This is a genomic window from Arthrobacter sp. NPDC057259 (genome assembly GCF_042668995.1).
Classification (GTDB): domain Bacteria; phylum Actinomycetota; class Actinomycetes; order Actinomycetales; family Micrococcaceae; genus Arthrobacter.
This window is the reverse complement of sequence record NZ_JBHUYA010000008.1, coordinates 123463-145159: the sequence shown is the minus strand read 5'-3', so window position 1 is coordinate 145159 and position 21697 is coordinate 123463. Positions and strand designations below refer to the sequence as shown.

The window sequence follows — 21697 nt, the reverse complement described above, 5'->3', positions numbered from 1 at the left end:
AAAGGCCCCGATCCGGGTGGATCGGGGCCTTTCGTTCTGCTGGTTTTAGACGTCCAAGTGGGTAGGGGCGAACATCTTGAGCAGGGTCTCGACGACGACGACGTTGGGGCCGTCCGCGGCGAAGCCGGCCTTGAGCGCCTCCCCCACGTTCTCGGGGGCCACCCGCACCGCGGGAACGCCGAACGCCTCGGCGAGCTTGACGAAGTCCGGCCGCGCGAGTTCGGTGGCGGTGGCCTTGCCGAAGGCGCCCACCATGTACTCGCGCAGGATGCCATACCCGCCGTCGTCGACGATCAGCCAGGTGACCGGGACGTTGTGCTGCTTGGCCGTGGCGAGCTCGGAGATGGAGTACATTGCCGAGCCGTCGCCGGAGACCGCCAGGACCCTTGCCGAGGCGCCGGACCGCCCTGTCGTCTCGAGGCCCACCGCCCCGCCGATCGCGGCGGGGAAGCCGAAGCCCAGGCCGCCGGCGCCCTGCGCGGAGTGGAACTGGCCCTCGCGGGCGTCCCAGCAGCTCCAGGCCCAGTAGGCGGAGATGGTCATGTCCCAGAAGGTCTGCATGGTGGCGGGGACCGCCTCGCGGATCTCCGCCATGAACTGCAGTTCCTTGCCGAGGTCCTGGGACTCCAGCCGGGCGCGGACCTTGGCGAGGGTGTCCTTGACCAGGGTTTCCGGCGGGGTGCCGTGCCAGTCGGCGCGTTCCCCGTGGGGTTCGGTCAAAGCCTCGTCCAGGGCGGCGAGGGCCTGCCCGGCGTCGGCCCGGATGCCCAGGCCCGGCCGGTTCGACTCGAGCACGCGGGGTTCGGCGTCGATCTGGATGATCCGGCCGCGCGGCTCGAAGGTGAAGTAGTTGGAGGTGACCTCGCCCAGCGAGGAGCCGATGACGATCAGCACGTCGGCGTCCTCGAGCAGCTCGGTCATGTGCTGGTCTTCGATCCAGGACTGCAGCGAGAGTTCATGGGTCCAGGGGAAGGCACCGTTGCCGCCGGGGGTGCAGATCACCGGAGCGCGGAGCTTCTCGGCCAGCGACAGCAGGGACTTCTCCGCGTGGCCGCGGCGGGTGCCGCCGCCGGCGATGATGGCCGGGCGCTTGGCGTCCTCGAGCCACTTCACGGCCTCGCGGACCAACTCCACCCGGGGCGGGTTATCGGCGGCCTCGGCGAGGGCGTCCTCCACCGGGGGCACCATGATCGGGTCCAGCAGCACGTTCTGCGGGATTTCGATCCAAACCGGGCCCTGCGGGGAGGAGATGGCCTCGGTCCAGGCGTCCTGGATGGCGGAAGGAATGCCGGAGGCGTGCTGGATCAGCCGCTGACTCTTGGTGACGTTGGCGGCGGAGGCCTTCTGGTCATCGAGCTGGTGAAGCATGCCCTTGCGCCGGGCACCGAGTCCCTCCAACGGGATCTGGCTCGCGACCACGACCATGGGCACGCCGGTGGCGTAGGCCTCCTGCAGGCCGGCCAGGGAGGTCAGGGCGCCCGGGCCGGTGGAGAGGAAGAGCACGCCGACCTCGCCGGTGGCGCGGGAGTAGCCGTCCGCGGCGAAGGCGGAGTTGTTTTCCACCCGGGAGGAGACGAACTGGAGGTTGCCGCGGCCCATGGCGTCGAACAGGCCCAGGGCGTGCTGGCCGGGGATGCCGAAGACGGTTTTGGCGCCGAGCGCTTCCAGGGTTTCGACGACGAGGTCGCCGCCGTTGCGGACGCCGCTCATCGGGCCGCCTCCGCGGATGCGGCCGGGGCCTGGGCGGGAGCGGCAGCAAAGCCGGCCGGGCGGCGGTTTTCGCGGCCCAGCGCCTGCGCCGCGTAGCCGTTGCCCGACGTCGGACCGCCTTCGTCCGCGTTATCCGCCATAAGGGTCACCAGTTCGTAGGCGACGTGGCTGCCGGCGACGCCGGTGATGTCCGCGTGGTCGTAGGCCGGGGCGACCTCGACGACGTCGGCGCCCACGAGGTTCATGCCGCGGAAGCCGCGGATGATCTCGATCAGTTCGCGGCTGGTGAGGCCGCCGGCCTCCGGGGTGCCGGTGCCGGGAGCGTGGGCCGGATCGAGGACGTCGATGTCGACGGAGATGTAGAGCGGGCGGTTGCCGATCCGGTCGCGGACCTTGGCGACGGTTTCCAGCACGCCCTGGTAGTAGACGTCGGCGGAGGTGACGATGCCGAAGCCGAAGCGGTGGTCGTCGTCGAGGTCCTTCTTGCCGTAGAGCGGGCCGCGGGTGCCGATGTGGCTGATCGCCTCGGTGTCGAGGATGCCCTCTTCGACGGCGCGGCGGAAGGGGGTGCCGTGGGTGTACTCGGCGCCGAAGTAGGTGTCCCAGGTGTCCAGATGGGCGTCGAAGTGCAGCATGGCCACGGGCTGGCCGGTGCGTTCGGCGGCGGCGCGCAGCAGCGGCAGGGCGATGGTGTGGTCCCCGCCGAGGGTCAACAGCTTGCTGCCGGCGGCGGTCAGGTCCAGCGCGTTCTGCTGGATGGACTCGATGGCCTCGTTGATGTTGAACGGGTTGACGGCCATGTCGCCGGCGTCGGCCACCTGCAGGTTCTCGAACGGGCTGACGTCCCAGGCCGGGTTGTAGGGCCGTAGCAGGCGGCTGGCCTCGCGGACGTGGTTGGCGCCGAAGCGGGCGCCGGGCCGGTAGGACACCCCGGAGTCGAAGGGCACGCCCACCACCGTGACGTCCGCCTTGGCCACCTGGTCGAGGCGGGGCAGGCGGGCAAAGGTGGCCGCGCCGGCGTACCGGGGGATGCGGGCGGAATCGATGGGGCCAAGGTTTCCGTTGGCCTCGATGCGCAACTCTTCCAAGCGGGCGTCTCCTTCTGGATACGGGGGTGGATGTGACTGTCATCATACACTCGGAGTTGCCTGCTGCGCACCTGTTGTTTACCTCTAGCGCCTGGTCCGGGCGGCCCCGTGCGTTCCTCCCCAGTTACTCCAACCCGCATACCGGTCCAGCCGGCCGAACCCCCGTCGTTCCGCGGATCGGACCGGACGGGATCGGGTAGCCGCGGAGGTAACCGGGGAGGATCGCACGCCGGACCGGGCGGAGGAGGTCCCGGAGTTGTCCAGATAGACCCGCTCCCCCGTTCCGGGCGGCCCCGTCCGGGCCTGGACTGGGTCCCATGGATCCACTCATGCACCTCTCACAGCTCGGCGGCGTCGCCCGGACCGGTCAACTGCTGGCCGCGGGCTACTCCCGGCGGGATATCGCGCGGCTGGCCGCACTCGTCCGGCAGCCGCGGCGGGGCATCTTTACCCTCCCCGACTGCCGCCCCGAGTTCCTCGCCGCGGTCCTCAACGACGCCCGGGTGACCTGCGCGAGCGCCGCCACCCACTACGGGCTCTGGCTCCGCGGCGCCCCGGACAGCCACCATCTGGCCTGCAACCACGGCCACGGCGGGGGCTTTATCCGGCACCGGACCATCCGCTTCGGGGCACCTGCGGGACCGCCGGTGGCCGCCGTCGAGGATGTGGTCCTGCACGCCCTGGGATGCCTCGCCCCGCCGGCCTCCACCGCGATTGCCACCTCCGCCATGCGGCTGCTCGGCGTGCCGCGGGAGTTGCTGGCAGACCAGCTACGGGCCGACCGCTCCGGCACGGCGCGGACGGTGCTGCGGGAACTGGACCTGCGGGCCGAGTCGATCGTGGAGGTGGACGCCATCCACCTGTTCCGCACTAACGGCATCTCCTACGAGGCGCAGGTCTTCCTGGCGGGGATCGGCCGGGTGGACTTCCTTCTGGCGGGATTCCTGATCGTCGAGGTGGACGGCTTCGCGTTCCACTCGGGGCGGGAGGCGCTGCGGCGCGACCTGGGCCGGAACAACGCCTCGACGCTGAACGGGTTCGCCGTGTTGCGCTACATGCCCGAACACCTATGGTTCGAGCCGGAGCGGGTCGTGGCCGAGATCCGCGCAACGCTGGCAGTGAACCGCCGGGGCGGACGTTAGGGCGGCGTACGCTCCCGCCCGGTTACCCGCTCCGACACCAGAGACCACCCGCGGAACGGCGGGCCCCATCCGCGATCTCACACCGGCCGGGCGGAGGCAACCGGGGAGGAACGTACGGGGAGGGGAGCTACTGGCTGGCGGCGGGGACCAGAACCCAGAGCACCTCGACGGGCTCGTCGGTGGGGTTGATCCAGGTGTGGGGCTCGCGGCCAGGGAAGGTGACGGTGTCGCCGGCCGCCAGGTCGAAGGCCTCATTGGTCAGGACCAGCCGGATGCTGCCCTTGACCACGTGCAGGACGTCGACGTCGCAGTCCACGGCGTACAACTCGGACTCACCGCGGCCCCGGGGTTCGATCACGGCCTGGATGATCTGCAGCCGCCGCTCGGAGCGGGCCGTGAGCAGCCGCTCAACGATTCCCTCGCCGCCGAGGGAGATCCGCGGACCCTCGCCTCGTCGGGTCAGGTGCGTCTCCGGGGCGGCGAAGAGGTCGCCGATGGAGATGGAGAGGACCTGGCATAGCGTCACGAGGGAGCTCACCGACGGGGAGGTCAGGTCCCGCTCCACCCGGCTCAGGAAGCCCTTGGTCAGGCCGGTGGCGTCCGCAACCTGTTCGATGGTGAGCCGCTGGGACTGCCGCGCGGCGCGGATTCTGGAGCCGATGGCAACCGGAACGTTGCTCGGTTCAACAGGGAGAGCCTTCATATGGGAACCTTTCACGGCCGGCCGCGCGGCCCCAGCATTGGTGCCAATCCTAGCCGTTGCCCCGAGGCCGTTCCCCGCTGGGACACACGGCGTTCACAGGTTGACTGTAAGCACCATCACAATCTAGCGTTTGGCAACAGGTGTTGCCTATTTGGCAATGAACGTTACACCTCGCACCCTCCGCATGTTCTTCCGTCCAGCAGATCCGGCGGCCGCTTCGCAGTGCCGCGGCCGGCCCGCGGGCTGCCACAACCGCTCCAAGGAGCCTCTATGGATGCACAATTCCTCAACATCGCCATCGTGGTGGTGTATCTGATCGCAATGCTGGCGTTCGGCTGGTGGGGCAAGTCCCGCACCAAGAACAACAGCGACTTCCTCGTGGCCGGCCGCCGGCTCGGACCCTTCCTCTACACCGGCACCATGGCCGCCGTCGTCCTGGGCGGCGCCTCCACCGTCGGCGGCGTGGGCCTGGGCTACAAGTTCGGCATCTCCGGCATGTGGCTGGTGGTGGCGATCGGCGCGGGCGTCCTGCTGCTGAGCCTCCTTTTCGCCGGGACCATCCAGAAGCTGAAGATCTACACCGTCTCCCAGATGCTGACCCTGCGCTACGGCAGCCGCGCCACCCAGGCCTCGGGCATCGTCATGCTGGCCTACACCCTGATGCTCTGCGCCACCTCCACCGGCGCTTACGCCACCATCTTCGTGGTGCTCTTCGGCTGGGACCGGGCGCTCGCGATCGCCGTCGGCGGCGCAATCGTGCTGGTCTACTCCACGATCGGCGGCATGTGGTCCATCACCCTGGCGGACCAGGTCCAGTTCCTGATCAAGACGGTCGGTATCTTCCTGCTCATGCTCCCGTTCACCCTCAACGCCGCGGGCGGCCTGGAGGGGATCCGCAGCCGCGTGGACGCCAGCTTCTTCCAGATCGACGGCATCGGCGCTCAGACGATCATCACCTACTTCGTCGTCTACACCCTGGGCCTGCTGATCGGCCAGGATATCTGGCAGCGCGTGTTCACCGCCAAGACCCCCTCCGTCGCCCGCTGGGGCGGCGCCACCGCAGGCATCTACTGCATCCTCTATGGTGCCGCCGGTGCCCTGATCGGCCTGGGCGCCCGCGTGGCCCTGCCCGCCATCGACGTGAAGGCCCTCGGCAAGGACGTGGTCTACGCGGAGGTCGCCACCAACCTGCTACCGATCGGCATCGGCGGCCTGGTGCTCGCCGCCGCCGTCGCCGCCATGATGTCCACCGCTTCCGGCGCCCTGATCGCCGCGGCCACGGTGGCCCGCGCCGACGTCGTGCCCTTCGTCGCCGGCTGGTTCGGCAAAACCGTCAACACCGACGACACGGACAACCCGGAGCACGACGTCAAGGCCAACCGCGTCTGGGTCCTGGGCCTGGGCGTCGTGGCGATCGTCATCGCGATCATCACCAAGGACGTCGTCGCCGCGCTCACCATCGCCTACGACATCCTGGTCGGCGGCCTGCTGGTGGCAATCCTGGGCGGCCTGGTCTGGAAGCGCGGCACCGGGATCGCCGCCGCCGCGTCCATGGCCGTGGGATCGGTCATCACCCTTGGCACCATGATCATCCTCGAGATCAACGCAGAGGTCCCGCTGGACGGCATCTACGCCAACGAACCGATCTACTACGGCCTGATCGCCTCGGCGCTGGTCTACGTGGCGGTCTCGCTGCTGACCAAGCCGACCGACGCCGCCGTGATGCGCTCGTGGCAGCAGCGGGTCGCCGGCGGTTCGGCGGAGGAGTCGGACGAGGTCCCGGTTCTCACGCACTAAGGATCCGCGTGCATTAAAACGACGGATTAAGAACGACGGCGGCGCCTCCCATGGGGGCGCCGCCGTCGTGCTGTGTGGGGCCGGGGCTACCCGCCGTCCTCCGGGCCGCGGAACTCGTCCGCGTCCGGCGACCCGACGGGCTGGTCCTCACCCAGGAAGTCCTCCGTGTCCAGCGGGAGGCGCTGGTCGGCCTCCTCCAGCAGCTCCTCCTCGACGGTCTCCGAGTCCTCGACCGGTGCGTCGTCGGCGAAGTCGTAGTCGGGGTCGGACTCAACGGAGTCCCTCGACGGCCGGGCGGCCTGTGATCCGGTGTTGTCCATGGTGCGACCTCCGTGCGCTCGGGCTGGCAGCGGTGTGCGGTTGCTCCGCTCACGTTTCCGGGAGCGGCTGGCGGGCCTGCCGGGAATCCCGCCTGGCGTTTTCATTCGAACACCGGCCGCGCTTCCGGTCAAGGAAACGCCGCCGGTTCCGTAGGGGCGCCGGCGGCGATTCGCGGGACTGCGCGGCTGGCGCCGCCCTCAGGAGACCGGGAGGGCCGACTGCCGGGGAAGGAGCGGGGCGAAGAAGGCGGCGAGTTCCGCCGTCGCCGTCAGCGGCAGCACCGTGGCGACGTACTGGTCCGGCCGGACCACGACGACGGCGCCGTCCCGGCTGATGCCGCGCAGGTCGAAGATGTCCGCGGACGGGTCCGTGCCGTAGACCTTCTCCAGGTAGGTCAGCGCGAAGGGGCCCACCTGTGGCTTGAATACGTCCGGGACGGCGGTGATGTCCACCTCCGTGTGGGGCTGCTGGTAGATGACCTTGACGTCGAACCAGGCATCCCGGTCCAGGCCTTCGGGCGTCGCGGCCACGGGCGATTCCGGGGCCCCGGCCAGCCAGGCCGCCAGGTCCGTGGTGGGCGAGGGGGCGCCGGCCACAGCGGGATCTGCGAAGACGTAGATCCGCCAGCGGCCGTCCGCCGTGGCCTGGTGGCCCAGGTGCAGGGGGTTGGTGTCGCAGACCCGGACGACGGGCGCGGATTTGAAGCGCTTGCCGATCGGGAACCCGGCGGCGAGGTCCTGGTGCACCGGCTCGCCGATCAGGATGGACGGGGCGTACTGGGTCATGAAGCCGGCCGGGAATTCGGCGGTGCTGACGTAGAAGTCCTCCAGCTCGGAGGGGCTGTTGAACTCCTCCGGCTTCTTGGCCATCAGGGTGGACCATTCCTTGTCGAAGTCGATGAGGTTCTTCGCCACCACCTGGCGCTCAGCTGAGTAGGTCGCCAGCAGCTCCTCCGGGCTGCGTCCCTCGAGCACGTGGCCCAACTTCCAGCCGATGTTGAAGCCGTCCTGCATGGAGACGTTCATGCCCTGGCCGGCCTTGGCGCTGTGGGTGTGGCAGGCGTCGCCGGTGATGAACACCCGCGGGGTGCGGGTCCCGCGGTCCGCGGGAACGACGTCGTCGAACCGGTCGGTGAGCCGGTGGCCCACCTCGTAGACGCTGTGCCAGGCGACGTTGCGGACGTCCAGCGTGTAGGGGTGGATGATGGCGTTGGCCTTGGCGATGATCTGCTCGATGCTGGTCTGCCGGACGGCGCCGGCGTCGCCCTCGGGGACCACACCCAGGTCCACATACATGCGGAACAGGTGTCCTCCCTCGCGCGGAATCAACAGGATGCTGCCGCCGGAGCCGGAGGTGATGGCGCACTTGGTGCGGATGTCCGGAAAGTCGGTGTTGGCCAGCACGTCCATGACGCCCCAGGCGTGGTTGGCCTTGTCCCCGGCCATGGTGCAGCCGATCGAGTCGCGGACGCGGCTGCGGGCGCCGTCGGCACCGACGACGTATTTGGCCCGGACGGTGCGCTCGGTGCCGGCGTCGGGCCCGGCGGTGCGGGTGAGGGTGACGGTGACGGGGTAGTCGCCCTCCCCCACCTCGAGGCGGACGAAATCCCAGCCGTAGTCGGGCCGCATCCGGGCCGGGGAGTTAGCCATGAACTCGGCGAAGTAGTCCAGGACGCGGGCCTGGTTGACGATCAGGTGCGGGAATTCGCTGATGCCGGCGGGGTCGTCCAGGGCGCGGGCGGAGCGGACGATCCGGGTGGCGTCGGCCGGGTCCGGCTTCCAGAACGCCATCTCGGTGATCCGGTACGCCTCGGCGATGATCCGCTCGGCGAAGCCGAAGGCCTGGAACGTCTCGACGCTGCGGGCCTGGATGCCGTCGGCCTGGCCGATGGCGAGGCGGCCCGGACGGCGTTCGATGATGCGGGTACTGACGCCGGGGAACTGGGCAAGCTGCGCGGCGGCCAGCATGCCGGCGGGGCCGGTACCGACGATCAGCACGTCCATCCGGTCGGGCAGCTCGTCGGGGCGGTCGAGGCCGACGCCGGCGGCGGGCTGGACCCGCGGGTCACCGGAAACGTATCCGTGGTGGTGGAAATGCACGGGCTGTCCTCACTTCGTTGTGTGGCGTTGGGCTTCGGGCGCCGGAGGTGCACCGGCTCCCCACCCCAGGGTGTTCGATAATAGAATTTTGCGTTCGATAATAGAACGCTTATGTCTACTCGTCGACTGTACGGCAGGTATGACGCAGCTTACAAGTGGCCCGAAATATCCCGCGGTGACGGGGTTGACAGAGCCCCGCTCCCAGGGGGACAGTGATCATATACGATTTCGTACTCGATGAGGAGTAGCTCTTGGAACAGGTCACCGACCACACCCTGGCCGCGGCACGGAAGGTCATTGCGGTCCACCTCAATTACCCCAGCCGGGCCGCCCAGCGCGGCCGCACGCCGGAGCAGCCCTCGTATTTCCTGAAGCCATCGTCCTCCCTGGCCCTCTCCGGCTCAAGCGTCGAACGTCCGGCAGGCTGCGAACTGCTCGGCTTCGAGGGCGAGGTGGCCCTGGTCATCGGCAAGGACGCCCGCCGCATCGGCATCGAGGACGCCTGGAGCTACGTCGCCGCGGTGACCGCCAGCAACGACCTCGGCGTCTACGATCTGCGCTACGCGGACAAGGGCTCCAACGTCCGTTCCAAGGGCGGCGACGGGTTCACCCCGGTGGGCCCGGCCCTGATCCCGGCCGACGCCATCGACCCGGCCGGGCTGCGGATCCGCACCTGGCACAACGGCGAGCTGGTCCAGGACGACACCACCGCGGACCTGCTCTTCCCCTTCGCCCGGCTGGTCGCGGACCTCTCCCAGCTGCTCACGCTGCAGGAGGGTGACATCATCCTCACCGGCACCCCGGCCGGAGCCTCCGTGGCCCGGCCCGGCGACGTCGTCGAGGTCGAAGTCAGCGGCGGCGCGCACAGCACCGGCCGGCTGCGCACCGCAGTGACCGAGGGAACGACGCCGTTCGCCGACTTCGGCGCCGGGCCCAAGGCCGATGACACCCAGCGCGAGGAGGCCTACGGCTCCCGCGCGGCGGCCGGCCTCCCCGAGACCGGTACCGCCGAAAACACCGCACCTGCCCTGTCCCCCGAGCTGAAGGGGAAGCTCGAGAGCGTCTGCACCGCCACCCTGTCCTCGCAACTGCGCAAGCGCGGCCTGAACAACGTCAGCATCGACGGGCTCCAGTCCACCCGCCCCGGAAAGCGGATCGTGGGCCTGGCCCGGACCCTGCGCTACGTGCCCAACCGGGAGGACCTCTTCAAGACCCACGGCGGCGGCTTCAACGCCCAGAAGCGCGCCATCGACACGGTCAACGACGGCGAGATCCTGGTCATGGAGGCCCGCGGCGAGAAGGGCACCGGCACTGTCGGGGACATCCTGGCCCTCCGCGCCCAGGTCCGCGGCGCGGCCGCCATCATCACCGACGGCGGCGTCCGCGACCTGTCCGCCGTCGCCGCCCTGGAGATGCCCACCTACTTCGCCAACCCGCATCCCGCCGTCCTGGGCCGCCGGCACGTCCCCTGGGACACGGACATCACCATCGCCTGCGGCGGCACCACCGTCCAGCCCGGGGACATCATCGTCGCCGACGCCGACGGCATCCTGGTGATCCCACCGGCTCTCGCCGCGGAACTGGCGGAGGACTCCATCGCCCAGGAACGCGAGGAGGCCTTCATCGCCGAGATGGTGGCCCAGGGGCACAGCGTGGACGGCCTCTACCCGCTCGACGCCGCCTGGCGCGGGAAGTACGAAGCCTGGGACGCGGAGCAGCCCCGTGACTGAGACCGCCGCGCCGGGCGCCGGAACCACCGCTGCCGCCAGCAAGTCCCAGCAGGCCTACGACGCGGTCAAGGCCAGGATCGTGGACGGCAGCTACTCCCCCGGCTACCGGCTGGTGCTCGGCGCCATTGCCAAGGACCTGGGCGTCAGCGTGGTCCCGGTCCGGGAGGCGATCCGGCGGCTCGAGGCCGAGGGACTGGTGACGTTCGAGCGGAACATCGGCGCCACCGTCGCCGGGATCGACCCCACCGAGTACCTCTACACGATGCAGACCCTCAGCATCGTCGAGGGTGCCGCGACCGCACTGTCCGCTCCCCTGATCGGCGCCGCGGACGTGGCCCGGGCCCGGGCGGTCAACGCCAAGATGCGCGAGTGCCTGGAGCACTTCGACCCCGTCCGGTTCACCCGGCTGAACCAGGACTTCCATAGCGTCCTGTTCGAACACTGCCCCAACCCGCACATCCTGGACCTGGTGCACCGGGGCTGGAACCGCCTCGCCGCGCTGCGGTCCTCCACGTTCCGCTTCGTCCCGGGCCGGGCCAGCGAATCGGTCGAGGAGCACGAGGCGCTGCTGCGGCTGATCGAGGACGGTGCCGACGCCGACGAGATCGAGCAGGCTGCCCGCCGGCACCGCAGCGCCACCCTGGACGCCTACCTCGCCCAGACCAACCACTGACTGACTCACTGACTGACCACCGATCACCAGATAGGACTTCAACGATGACGACTCCTGCAGAAACCACCGTCACCCGGCACGTTCCGGAGGACCTCCCCACCACCATCCAGCACTACATCAACGGCCGGTTCGTTGACTCCGTGTCCGGGAAGACCTTCGACGTCCTGGACCCGGCCTCCAACCAGACCTACGCCACCGCGGCCGCCGGCCAGAAGGAGGACATCGACCTCGCCGTCGCCGCCGCCCGCGAGGCCTTCACCAACGGACCCTGGCCGACGATGAAGCCCCGCGAGCGCGCCCGGGTACTGAACAGGATCGCCGACGCCGTCGAGGCCCAGGAGGCCCGTCTCGCCGAGCTGGAAACCTTCGACACCGGCCTGCCGATCACCCAGGCCAAGGGCCAGGCCCTCCGTGCGGCCGAGAATTTCCGCTTCTTCGCGGACCTGATCGTCGCCCAGTTCGACGACGCCATGAAGGTCCCGGGCGCGCAGATCAACTACGTCAACCGCAAGCCGATCGGCGTCGCGGGCCTGATCACCCCGTGGAACACCCCGTTCATGCTCGAGTCCTGGAAGCTCGCCCCGGCCCTGGCCACCGGCAACACGGTGGTGCTCAAGCCGGCCGAGTTCACCCCGCTCTCGGCCTCCCTGTGGGCAACGATCTTCAAGGACGCAGGCCTCCCGGACGGCGTCTTCAACCTGGTCAACGGCCTGGGCGAGGAGGCCGGCGACGCGCTGGTCAAGCACCCGGACGTCCCGCTGATCTCCTTCACCGGCGAGACCACCACCGGCCAGACGATCTTCCGCAACGCCGCTGAGAACCTCAAGGGCCTCTCGATGGAGCTCGGCGGCAAGTCCCCCTGCGTCGTCTTCGCCGACGCGGACCTGGACGCCGCGATCGACTCCGCCCTGTTCGGCGTCTTCTCGCTCAACGGCGAGCGCTGCACCGCCGGGTCCCGGATCCTGGTCGAACGCCCCATCTACGAGGAGTTCTGCGAGAAGTACGCCGCCCGGGCGAAGAACATCGTCGTCGGCGACCCGCAGGACCCCCGGACCGAGGTCGGCGCGCTGGTCCATCCCGAGCACTACGCGAAGGTGGCCTCCTACGTCGAGATCGGTAAGACCGAGGGCCGCCTGCTGGCCGGCGGCGGCCGCCCGGAGAACCTTCCCGAGGGCCTGGACAACAGCAACTACATCGCCCCGACCGTCTTCGCCGACGTCGCCCCCGACGCCCGGATCTTCCAGGAGGAGATCTTCGGCCCCGTCGTCGCCATCAGCCCGTTCGACACGGACGAGGAGGCCCTCGCCCTGGCCAACAACACCAAGTACGGGCTCGCCGCCTACATCTGGACCCAGAACCTGACCCGCGCGCACACCTTCTCACAGAACGTCGAGGCCGGCATGGTGTGGCTCAACAGCCACAACGTCCGCGACCTGCGCACCCCGTTCGGCGGCGTCAAGGCCTCCGGGCTGGGCCACGAGGGCGGCTACCGCTCGATCGACTTCTACACCGACCAGCAGGCCGTCCACATCACCCTCGGCAAGGTCCACACGCCCAAGTTCGGCGCCTGAGTCTTCCAGCCAGCGCTCACCTGCCCCCCCCTTTCAACGAAGAGAGACCCCCATGACCGATTTCATCCCCACCCCCACCGTCCCGGCGCCGGACATCGTCCGCTGCGCCTACATGGAAATCGTGGTCACCGACCTCGCCCGCTCCCGAGAGTTCTACGTGGATCTGCTCGGCCTGCACGTGACCGAGGAGGACGAGAACGCCATCTACCTGCGCTCCCTCGAGGAGTTCATCCACCACAATCTGGTGCTGCGCAAGGGACCGGTGGCCGCCGTCGCCGCCTTCGCCTACCGGGTGAAATCCCCCGCCGAGGTGGACGCCGCCGAGGCCTACTACCGGGAGCTCGGCTGCCGGGTGGAGCGCCGCAAGGAGGGCTTCACCAAGGGCATCGGCGACGCCGTCCGGGTCGAGGACCCGCTGGGCTTCCCCTACGAGTTCTTCTACGAGGTGGAGCACGTCGAGCGCCTCACGCAGCGCTACGACCTGTACTCCGCCGGCGAACTGGTGCGCCTGGACCACTTCAACCAGGTCACCCCGGACGTTCCCCGCGGCCGCAAGTACCTGGAGGACCTGGGCTTCCGGGTCTCAGAGGACATCAAGGACTCCGACGGCGTCACCTACGCCGCCTGGATGCACCGCAAGCAGACCGTGCACGACACCGCCCTGACCGGCGGGAACGGCCCGCGCATGCACCACGTCGCGTTCGCCACGCACGAGAAGCACAACATCATCCAGATCTGCGACAAGATGGGCGCCCTGCGGATCAGCGACCGGATCGAGCGCGGCCCCGGCCGGCACGGCGTCTCGAATGCCTTCTACCTCTACATCCTGGACCCGGACGGGCACCGGATCGAGATCTACACCCAGGACTACTACACCGGCGACCCGGACAACCCCACCATCACCTGGGACGTGCACGACAACCAGCGCCGCGACTGGTGGGGCAACCCGGTGGTCCCGTCCTGGTACACCGAGGCGTCCCTGGTCCTGGACCTGGACGGCAACCCTCAGCCGGTCATCGAGCGCACCGACGCCTCGGAAATGGCCGTCACGGTCGGCGCCGATGGCTTCTCCTACACCCGCAAGGACGGCTCCCCCGAGGGCGACCGGACCGGGTTCAAGCTCGGCGCGCAGCTCTGACCATGATGGAGCAGGCGGCGATCGAGGCGATCGCAGACGAACTGGTCGACGCGGGCCGGACCCGCACCCCGGTGCCCCGGCTGACGGCGCGGTACCCGGAGATGACGGTGGAGGACTCCTACGCCGTGCAGCGGCACTGGCGGCGCCGCAACGAGGACGCCGGCAGGACCCTGGTGGGCCGGAAGATCGGCCTGACCTCCAAGGCGATGCAGGCGGCCACAGGCATCACCGAACCGGACTACGGTGCGATCTTCGATGACATGGTGCTGGAGACCGGCTGCTCCGTGCCGTGGGACCGGTACACCCACCCGCGGGTGGAGGTGGAGCTCGCGTTCGTGCTCAAGGACGGGCTCAAGGGCCCCGGCGTGACGCTCTTCGACGTGCTGCGGGCCACCGAATACGTGGTGCCGGCACTGGAGATCCTGGACTCACGGATCGAGATGGAGGGACGGACCATCGTGGACACCATCGCGGACAACGCCGCGATGGGCGCCATGGTGGTGGGCGGCAACCCGGTAAAGCCGGGCGACGTCGACCTCCGTTGGGTCTCCGCCATCCTCTACAAAAACCAGACCGTCGAGGAAACTGGCGTCGCCGCCGGCGTCCTGGACCACCCGGCCAACGGGGTGCACTGGCTGGCGAACAAGATCGCCGCCCACGGGGACGCCCTGGAAGCCGGGGACATCATCCTGGCCGGATCCTTTACCCGCCCGCTCTGGGTCTACCGGGGCGACACCGTCCACGCCGACTACGGGCCGCTGGGAGCCGTGACATGCCGTTTCGACTAGAAGAAACCTTCCGCGACGCCCTCCACCGCCGGGCCGAAGGGGTCCGGCCCCTGGCGGGCATGTGGGTCTGCTCCGGCAGCCCGCTGATCGCCGAACTCTGCGCCGGCTCCGGCCTGGACTGGCTGCTGGTGGACGCCGAGCACAGCCCCAACGGGCTGGAATCCATCCTGGCCCAGCTCCAGGCCGTCCACGGCTACCCGGTCCGCACCATGGTCCGGCCGCCGGTCAACGACACCGTCCTGATCAAGCAGTACCTGGACTTGGGAGTGCAGAACCTGCTGATTCCCATGGTCAACTCCGCCGCGGAGGCCGAAGCTGCGGTGGCCGCCACACGCTACCCGCCGCAGGGAGTCCGCGGGGTGGGCTCCGCCCTTGCCCGCGCCGCGCGCTGGAACCGGGTCCCGGACTACCTCGCCCGGGCCGGGGAGACCATCAGCGTCACGGTCCAGATCGAGTCCACGGCCGCCGTGGACGCGGTGGCGGACATCCTCGCCGTCGACGGTGTGGACGCCATCTTCCTGGGCCCCTCGGACCTCGCCGCCTCGATGGGGCTGCTGGGACAGCAGGAGCACCCCGACGTCGTCGCCGCCGTCGAACGCTGCCTCGCCGCGGCGCGGGAGACCGGGAAACCCGCGGGCGTCAACGCCTTCACCCCGGCGACGGCGGACCGCTACCGGGCGGCCGGAGCTGCCTTCATCCTGGTGGGCGCCGACGTCGCGCTCCTGGCCCGGGGTTCCGAGGCGCTCGCCGCCCGGTTCTGCGTGGACGGCCCTCCTGGAGAACACACGGGGGCGGACGACGGCGCCGCGGCGCGCGGCGGGACGGCCAGCTACTGAGGCCGCCGGAGGGGCCGCCGGAGCCCGCAAATTTTACGGCGGCCCTAAACTTTTCGGTGAGGAATACCGGCCGAAAATCCGCGGAATACCGGGGTACGCTGGGAGCTGATCCGGGCCCGACGAGGCCACATCCAGCCAGGAGTTTTTCCGTGTCCCAGCACGCACCATCCAACCAAAACCACGCCCACGGCGACGCCCGGCCGGCCGGCTCCGGCCACACCCCGGCAGCGTCGATGACGGAGCACAAGCCCGCCGACATCCGGCGCTGGCGCCAGTACCTGGCCGACGAACGCGCCGAGGCCCGCGTCTACCGGGAACTGGCCCAGAACCGCAGCGGCGAGGAACGCGCCATCCTGCTGGCCCTGGCCGAGGCCGAGGGCCGGCACGAAGCACACTGGCTGCAGCTGCTCGGCGAGCACGCCGGCCGGCCGCGTCCGGCGTCGCTGCGCAGCCAGCTGCTGGGCTTCCTGGCCCGGCACTTCGGCTCGGTGTTCGTCCTGGCCCTGGCACAGCGGGCCGAGAGCCGCTCCCCCTACGCCAACGACCCGTCCGCAACCCCGGCCATGGTCGCGGACGAACAGATCCACGAGGAGGTGGTCCGGGGCCTGGCAACCCGCGGCCGCAACCGGCTCGCCGGCAGCTTCCGCGCCGCCGTGTTCGGCGCCAACGACGGACTGGTCAGCAACCTCTCCCTGGTCATGGGCATGGCGGCGTCCGGCGTCGGCAGCTCCGTGGTGCTGCTCAGCGGCGTCGCGGGCCTCCTGGCCGGTGCGCTGTCCATGGGCGCCGGCGAGTTCATTTCCGTCCGCTCCCAGCGTGAGCTGCTGGCCGCCACCCGGCCCACCCAGATCACCCTCGCCGCTGCGCCATCCCTGGACATCGAGCACAACGAACTCGTCCTCGTCTACCTGGCCCGCGGCATGTCCCGGGAGGCCGCCGAGCACCGCGTCGCCGAGCGGATGGGCCTGCTGGACTGCGACTGCGATCCGAGCCTCTCGCTCCAGCCGGAACTGCCCGAGGCCGAGGACCAGCACGAGGCCGTCGGCACGGCCTGGGGCGCGGCGGCCTCGAGCTTCTGCTTCTTCGCCTCCGGCGCGATCATCCCGATCATCCCGTTCGTCCTGGGCATGACCGGCGTCGCCGCCCTGGTGGTCTCCGCCGGCCTGGTGGGCATCGCCCTGCTGCTGACCGGCGGCGTCGTGGGCCTGCTCTCCGGCACCTCCCCGGTCACCCGCGGGCTGCGCCAGCTGGCGATCGGCCTGGGCGCCGCCGCCGTCACCTACCTGCTGGGCCTGGTCTTCGGCGCGGTGGTCGGCTAGTGGAAGACCCGGGCTCCCGGTACCGTCCGCCGCGGCACAGCCGTGCCGCCGGCGGCTTCCGGGCGGCCCGGAACCTGGCGGCCGTCGCCTTCATCGCGGTGGCCGCTTTCGCCACTGCCGGGCTGGTCTACAACGATCCCCGGCTGACGGAGCTGCTGGGCCTCCCCCACGATGCCACCGCCCGCCGCGTGCCGGGAACAGAGCTGGGCACCGGGCCCGGCGCCGTCGGGCACGCCACGGCCAGCGGCGCCGCCCGGCAGGCCGGGATCCCGGCCGACGGCACGGCCATGGCGGTCCCGCCGCCCGGCTACGAGGAACAGGACCAGCCCGTCGGCCGGGCCCGCAAACCCGCCGCCGCCAGTAACTCCTACAAGTTCCTGGCCACTAACGCCGACGGCGGCCCCGTGGGCTATTCGCCGTGCCGGCCGCTGCACTACGTGGTCAACGCCGCCCTGGCCCCGGCCGGGGCGGAACGTTTGGTGGAGGATGCCATCGGCGCCGTCGCCGCCGCGACCGGGATCAGGTTCGTCAGCGACGGCGCCACCACCGAACTGCCGTCCCAGACCCGTGCCCCCTACCAGAAGGACGCTTACGGCGACCGCTGGGCGCCCCTGCTGATCACCTGGACGACGCCGGAGCAGGCGCCGCAGCTGGAGGGCCCCGTGATCGGCACCGGCGGCAGCACCCACTTCAGTTTTGGGGGCGGCCCCAAGACCTACGTCACCGGCAGCCTGGAACTGGACGCCCCGCAGATCACCGAGGAACTGCAGCGCGGCGACGGGTCCGCCTACGCCACCGCCGTCATCCTGCACGAACTGGGCCACGTCATGGGCCTGGAGCACGTCACCGACCCGGACCAGCTGATGTATCCGGAGATCGGCGCCCCGGACGGACTCGCCGCCGGCGACCTGAACGGCCTGTACGAACTCGGCCGCGTCCCCTGCCGCAAGGACCTCTAGGGCTCAGGAGTCCAGGACGGCCAGCGCCTCTTCGACGGAGTCCACCAGGAAGATCCGCCGTTCCATCTGCCGGCCCGAGGCGATGCTCTGCAGCAACGGCCATGCCGGGTAGCGGCGCAGCCAGTGCTCCCGCCCCACCAGGACCATGGGCGTAATGGTTTCCGGCGCCCCGTAGTAGTTTTCGCAGGCGTCCTGGAAGATCTCCTGGATGGTGCCGCCGGAACCGGGCAGGAACACGATCCCGCCGTTGCACAGCTCCAGCAGGACCGCCTCGCGGATGGAGTTCGCGAAGTACTTGGCGATGTGGGTGGCGAAGTAGTTGGGCGGTTCGTGCCCGTAGAACCAGGTGGGAATGCCCAGCGACGGCGTCCCGTCCGGGTGGCGTTCGACGACGGCGGCGGCCGCCCGGGCCCAGGCCGACACGGAGGGCCGGAAACCCGGCACCGCGGCCAGGTCCGCCAGCGCCTGCCGGAAGTCGGGTTCGGCCGCCCCGCTGAGGTAGGCGCCCAGGTTGGCGGCCTCCATGGCGCCCGGGCCGCCGCCGGTGGCCACCAGCCGCCCCGCCCCGGCGAGAAGCCGCCCGAGCAGCGCGGCCTCCGTGAAGCCGGCCGATCCCCGGGTGGCGGCGTGGCCGCCCATCACCCCAACCAGGGTCTTGCCCCGGGCCGCGTCGGAGCGGGTGAATTCCTCCAGGGCATCCCCGATCGCGTGGTCGTGGAGGGCGGCGGCGAGGGTGGCATCGAGCCGGCGGCGCTGCCCGGAGTGGATGCTCCAGTGGTAGATCCGGGCGTCCGGGGTGTCCTCGTAGCGGGTCTCCGCGATGCCGGCGTAGAGCTCCTCCGGGGTGTACAGCGTCCCGCGGTACGGGTTGAAAGGCACCTTTTCCAGCCTGGGGAAGATCAGCGCGCCGCCGGCCCGGAGCATGGCCTCGACCCCATCGTCAAAGGTGCAGCCCAGGAAGACGGCGCCCTGGACGTCGGCGGCTTCCAGCGCCGCGCGCCGGCCGCGGAGGTCCAGGGACTGCAGGTGCCAGCCGTGCAGGGACCGGGCGCCGCCGGACACCAGCCGGTCAAAGCTCTCCAGGCTCTCTACCTCGAGGGTGCGGGGGCTGGGGTGCAGGCTGCGGGCGGCGCTCATCCGGCGCTACGCCCGGGCGTCCGGGGCGGGTACGTCCCGGGCAGGTACGCCCTGGGCGCGCCGGTCCCGGGCGGGTCGCCCGGCCAGGTACCGGTCCAGCCGGGCCAGGGTCTGCTCCAGGTTGGCGGGGTGCCGGCGCAGGTAGCCGGCCAGGCGCAGCAGGAACCGTCCCCGGACCGCGCGGGCGTCCCACTGTTCGGTGACCAGGGTGCCCGCGACCCCGGACTCGGTGGCCGGTTCCAGCAGGTACCGCCAGATGTGGCCGTAGAAGTGCCGCCATGCGATGCGCCGGCCCTCCTCAAACTCACAGACGGTATTGAGGATTTTGTAGTCCACGCCGATCTTCATCTCCATGCCGAACCGGACGCCGGGTCCCAGCCGTGCAGGGCCGCGCGGCTGGGCGCCCTTCACGGTGCCGGAGCCGTCGATCTCGCTGTGCAGGGCGGGAGTGGCCAGCACCTCGAAGATCTCGTCCGGGGAGGCTGCGATGAAACGGCTGCGGGAGACCATGTAGCGGTTGTTCATCCGGCCATCGTAGCCTCCGGCGCGCGGCGGGAGGGGCGCCGCGGCGGGGCCGGGAACGTGGTGCAGAATGAGGCATGCAGATTCCGACCTCATCCGCCGGAGGACCCCGCATCGGGGTGCCCGTCCGGCTCAGCAGTTCCTCCGACCCGGACCCCAGGGTGGGCGAGGCGAACGACCTCTTCGACTACATCGTGGCGCTCCTGCGCGGGGCCGGCGGAGAGCCGGTGCTCCTAACGGATGCGACGGGCGTTCGCGGGCTCGACGGCGTCATCCTGCCCGGCGGCGGAGACCTGGACCCGGCGCTCTACGGGGAGACCGACGGCGGCACCTGTTACGACGTGAACGCGGCCCAGGACGAGCTGGACCTCGCGGTGGCGCGGGAGGCGATGGACGGTGGCGTTCCGATGCTGGGCATCTGCCGGGGGCACCAGCTGCTGAACGTGCTCTACGGCGGCACCCTGGTCCAGGATATGGACCCGGGCGCGGTGCCGCACCGGGAGGCCGTCCCGTCCGACGATCCGGCCCACGACGCCGGGTCGTGGGCCTGGCACGACGTGGACATCGTGGCCGGATCGAAGGTCGCCGCCCTGTACGCGGGCTGGAATCCGGAGCGGGTCCGGATCGCCTCCGGACACCATCAGGCCGTCGCCCGGGTGGGCAACGGCCTGGTGGTCACGGCACTCGCCGATGACGGGACCGTGGAGGCGCTGGAGGATCCGGCGCGCTGGGTGGCCTCGGTGCAGTGGCACCCCGAAGCCGCAGAACTTCCCGCGGGCGAGCGGCTGGCGCCGTTCGCGGCGTTCGTGGCGGTGTGCCGGCAGCGGGTGCCGGCACACCGGGCGCGAGCCTAGGCCCGGCCCGCGGCCACGGGTTCGGCGGTTTCCGCGCGGGCGGCGGCGTCGCCGTCGTTCATGGCGCCGTCGTTCGTGCCGCCGTCGCTATTGCCCGCGGTCCGGGCGGGGGCGTTCCGTGCCCGCTTCGCGGCGCCGGCGGCGGCGACGGCCATCACCACGAGCCCGGCCAGCGTGGTGGCCGCACCCGCCCAGATCGGGGAGGTGTAGCCCAGGCCGGCGGTGATGGTGACGCCGCCCAGCCAGGCGCCCAGGGCGTTGCCGACGTTGAACGCGCCGATGTTGGCGCCCGAGGCCAGCGTGGGGGCGCTATCCGCGTACTTCATAACGCGCATCTGCAGGCCGGGGACGGTGGCGAAGCCGAAGCCGCCCAGCAGCACCATGGAGGCGATGGTCATCGGCTGGTTGGCGGCAGTGAGAGCGAAGACCACGAGCACCACGACGAGGGCAGCGAGCACCACCAGCAGGGTGCGGTCCACGTTCCGGTCGGCGGCCTTGCCGCCGATGGTGTTGCCGATGAACAGTCCCACGCCGAAGAGGATCAGCAGCCACGGGACGGTCGCGGCGGAGAAGCCGGTGACCTCGGTCAGGGTGAAGGCGATGTAGGTGAAGGCGCCGAACATGCCGCCGTAACCCAGGATGGTGACCAGGATGGACAGCCAGACCTGCCCGGACCGGAAGGCACGGAGCTCACCGCGCAAACCGCCTGCGGTAGAACCAGAGCCCGTGTCGCCGGCGCCGGTCCGCGGGACCAAGGCCAGGATGCCGGCCAGTGCCAGGACACCGATGACGGTGATGGCCCAGAAGGTGGAGCGCCACCCGGCCGCCTGGCCCAGCATGGTGCCGAAGGGGACGCCCAGGACGTTCGCGGCGGTCAGGCCGGTGAACATGATGGCGATGGCGCCGGCCTTCTTGGTGGGCGCGACCATGCTGGCGGCGACCACCGCGCCGATGCCGAAGAAGGCACCGTGCGCGAGTGCGGCGATGATCCGGCCCACCATCATGAGGGTGTAGCCGGGGGCGAGGGCGGAGATGAGGTTGCCGGCGATGAACAAGACCATCAGGGCGGCCAGCACGGGCTTGCGCTCGAACCGGGTCACGGCGGCGGTCAGGGCCAGCGCCCCCACGACGACGGCGAGCGCGTACCCGGAGATGAGCCAGCCGGCGACCGCCTCGGTGACGTGGAAATCCGCGGCGACCTGCGGCAGCAGGCCCATGATGACGAACTCGGTGAGTCCGATTCCGAACCCGCCGAGGGCGAGTGCTATCAGGCCGATAGGCATGGATGACTCCTTCGAAAACTGTACTGA

Annotated in this window: 19 protein-coding genes; 11 read left to right on the top strand and 8 right to left on the bottom strand. The window is 70.4% G+C overall.

Features of this window, described 5'->3' with window-relative positions:
- Positions 1-45: 45 nt before the first annotated feature.
- Together ACFUCU_RS13960 and speB are read right to left on the bottom strand one after the other, a co-directional pair.
- Positions 46-1710: a thiamine pyrophosphate-binding protein gene (locus ACFUCU_RS13960; RefSeq protein WP_364138645.1), complete on the bottom strand. Its 1665-nt coding sequence runs from the start codon at positions 1708-1710 to the stop codon at positions 46-48.
- On the bottom strand, positions 1707-2798 hold the full coding sequence (gene speB / locus ACFUCU_RS13955) for an agmatinase (protein WP_377973129.1): 1092 nt from the start codon (positions 2796-2798) through the stop codon (positions 1707-1709). Before speB ends, ACFUCU_RS13960 begins: the two co-directional genes overlap by 4 nt.
- A 329-nt stretch (positions 2799-3127) precedes the next feature.
- Between speB and ACFUCU_RS13950 the strand changes: the two genes are divergently transcribed.
- Positions 3128-3940 (top strand): DUF559 domain-containing protein, encoded by an 813-nt coding sequence (locus ACFUCU_RS13950; protein ID WP_377973128.1) that lies wholly within the window; start codon positions 3128-3130, stop codon positions 3938-3940.
- A gap of 127 nt (positions 3941-4067) precedes the next feature.
- Here the strand turns inward: ACFUCU_RS13950 and ACFUCU_RS13945 are convergent, their stop codons facing one another.
- Entirely contained in the window at positions 4068-4643 is a 576-nt protein-coding gene (locus ACFUCU_RS13945) for a helix-turn-helix domain-containing protein (protein ID WP_377973127.1), read from the bottom strand.
- Positions 4644-4913: 270 nt separating this feature from the next.
- Here ACFUCU_RS13945 and ACFUCU_RS13940 point away from each other — a divergent pair, with 270 nt between their 5' ends.
- The gene (locus ACFUCU_RS13940) at positions 4914-6440 is read left to right on the top strand and encodes a sodium:solute symporter (RefSeq protein ID WP_377973126.1); all 1527 of its coding nucleotides are present in this window, start codon (positions 4914-4916) and stop codon (positions 6438-6440) included.
- 86 nt (positions 6441-6526) lie between these two features.
- Here ACFUCU_RS13940 and ACFUCU_RS13935 read toward each other — a convergent pair whose 3' ends face one another.
- On the bottom strand, positions 6527-6760 hold the full coding sequence (locus tag ACFUCU_RS13935; RefSeq protein ID WP_364138655.1) for a hypothetical protein: 234 nt from the start codon (positions 6758-6760) through the stop codon (positions 6527-6529).
- 198 nt (positions 6761-6958) lie between these two features.
- Positions 6959-8860, bottom strand: a complete 1902-nt coding sequence (locus tag ACFUCU_RS13930) for an FAD-binding monooxygenase (RefSeq protein WP_364138657.1) — start codon at positions 8858-8860, stop codon at positions 6959-6961.
- 251 nt (positions 8861-9111) lie between these two features.
- Between ACFUCU_RS13930 and ACFUCU_RS13925 the strand changes: the two genes are divergently transcribed.
- The 8 genes from ACFUCU_RS13925 to ACFUCU_RS13890 all read left to right on the top strand — a co-directional run bounded on the left by ACFUCU_RS13925 (position 9112) and on the right by ACFUCU_RS13890 (position 17874).
- The gene (locus ACFUCU_RS13925; RefSeq protein WP_377973125.1) at positions 9112-10590 is read left to right on the top strand and encodes a fumarylacetoacetate hydrolase family protein; all 1479 of its coding nucleotides are present in this window, start codon (positions 9112-9114) and stop codon (positions 10588-10590) included.
- Positions 10583-11263, top strand: a complete 681-nt coding sequence (locus tag ACFUCU_RS13920; RefSeq protein WP_377973124.1) for a GntR family transcriptional regulator — start codon at positions 10583-10585, stop codon at positions 11261-11263. The genes ACFUCU_RS13925 and ACFUCU_RS13920 overlap by 8 nt, the downstream gene beginning before the upstream one ends.
- A gap of 44 nt (positions 11264-11307) precedes the next feature.
- Positions 11308-12834: a 5-carboxymethyl-2-hydroxymuconate semialdehyde dehydrogenase gene (hpaE, locus tag ACFUCU_RS13915; protein WP_377973123.1), complete on the top strand. Its 1527-nt coding sequence runs from the start codon at positions 11308-11310 to the stop codon at positions 12832-12834.
- A gap of 52 nt (positions 12835-12886) precedes the next feature.
- Positions 12887-13972 carry a 3,4-dihydroxyphenylacetate 2,3-dioxygenase gene (gene hpaD, locus ACFUCU_RS13910; protein ID WP_377973122.1) on the top strand — a complete coding sequence of 362 codons (1086 nt, stop codon included), beginning with the start codon at positions 12887-12889 and terminating at the stop codon, positions 13970-13972.
- 2 nt (positions 13973-13974) lie between these two features.
- A complete protein-coding gene (gene hpaH / locus ACFUCU_RS13905; protein ID WP_377973121.1) occupies positions 13975-14760 on the top strand; it encodes a 2-oxo-hept-4-ene-1,7-dioate hydratase in 786 nt (261 codons plus the stop codon).
- On the top strand, positions 14745-15596 hold the full coding sequence (locus ACFUCU_RS13900) for an HpcH/HpaI aldolase/citrate lyase family protein (protein ID WP_377973120.1): 852 nt from the start codon (positions 14745-14747) through the stop codon (positions 15594-15596). Before hpaH ends, ACFUCU_RS13900 begins: the two co-directional genes overlap by 16 nt.
- Positions 15597-15829: 233 nt before the next feature.
- A complete protein-coding gene (locus tag ACFUCU_RS13895) occupies positions 15830-16915 on the top strand; it encodes a VIT1/CCC1 transporter family protein (RefSeq protein WP_377973180.1) in 1086 nt (361 codons plus the stop codon).
- Positions 16915-17874 (top strand): matrixin family metalloprotease, encoded by a 960-nt coding sequence (locus ACFUCU_RS13890; RefSeq protein ID WP_377973119.1) that lies wholly within the window; start codon positions 16915-16917, stop codon positions 17872-17874. The genes ACFUCU_RS13895 and ACFUCU_RS13890 overlap by 1 nt, the downstream gene beginning before the upstream one ends.
- Before the next feature lie 3 nt (positions 17875-17877).
- Here ACFUCU_RS13890 and ACFUCU_RS13885 read toward each other — a convergent pair whose 3' ends face one another.
- Together ACFUCU_RS13885 and ACFUCU_RS13880 are read right to left on the bottom strand one after the other, a co-directional pair.
- Entirely contained in the window at positions 17878-19011 is a 1134-nt protein-coding gene (locus tag ACFUCU_RS13885; RefSeq protein ID WP_377973118.1) for an LOG family protein, read from the bottom strand.
- Positions 19012-19017: 6 nt separating this feature from the next.
- On the bottom strand, positions 19018-19536 hold the full coding sequence (locus ACFUCU_RS13880; protein ID WP_377973117.1) for an SRPBCC family protein: 519 nt from the start codon (positions 19534-19536) through the stop codon (positions 19018-19020).
- A gap of 74 nt (positions 19537-19610) precedes the next feature.
- Between ACFUCU_RS13880 and ACFUCU_RS13875 the strand changes: the two genes are divergently transcribed.
- The gene (locus ACFUCU_RS13875) at positions 19611-20387 is read left to right on the top strand and encodes a gamma-glutamyl-gamma-aminobutyrate hydrolase family protein (RefSeq protein WP_377973116.1); all 777 of its coding nucleotides are present in this window, start codon (positions 19611-19613) and stop codon (positions 20385-20387) included.
- Here ACFUCU_RS13875 and ACFUCU_RS13870 read toward each other — a convergent pair.
- Positions 20384-21670: an MFS transporter gene (locus ACFUCU_RS13870; RefSeq protein WP_377973115.1), complete on the bottom strand. Its 1287-nt coding sequence runs from the start codon at positions 21668-21670 to the stop codon at positions 20384-20386. The genes ACFUCU_RS13875 and ACFUCU_RS13870 overlap by 4 nt on opposite strands.
- Positions 21671-21697 lie beyond the last annotated feature (27 nt).